General features: G+C 63.8%; 1 protein-coding gene. It reads right to left on the reverse strand.

Annotated elements, in window-relative coordinates; genetic code table 11:
* Nucleotides 1–343 (reverse strand): substrate-binding domain-containing protein (locus tag SB822_RS55665; protein ID WP_410858920.1); only part of this gene is annotated, 343 nt, incomplete at both ends.

Consider the following 343-nt stretch of genomic DNA (forward strand, 5'->3'; position numbering starts at 1 on the left):
GGCTGATGTCGGGCGGATTCACCTGCACGAACACCTTCATCGGATTGCCCGCGTCGCGCTGCTTCTTCCATTCCTGGAGGAAGCCTTTCTGCGCTTCGCCGGTCATCACCGCGACGCGCCGGTTCGCGTTCTCGAACGCACGCAGCACGCCGAGCGCCATCGCGTCTTCGGTAAAGACCGCGTCGATTTTCGGTTGCGCGGCGATCACCGTTGCCATCACCGCCTGCGCCTTCGCTTCGTCCCATTCGCCATAACCGGACCACACGACCTTGATGCCGGGATACTGCGCGAAGGGGTCGAGCGGGGTTTGCTTGCGCGCTTCGGCTGCCGGATGACCGGGAAT

Source organism: Paraburkholderia sp. SIMBA_054 (assembly GCF_046534875.1).
GTDB lineage: Bacteria > Pseudomonadota > Gammaproteobacteria > Burkholderiales > Burkholderiaceae > Paraburkholderia > Paraburkholderia hospita.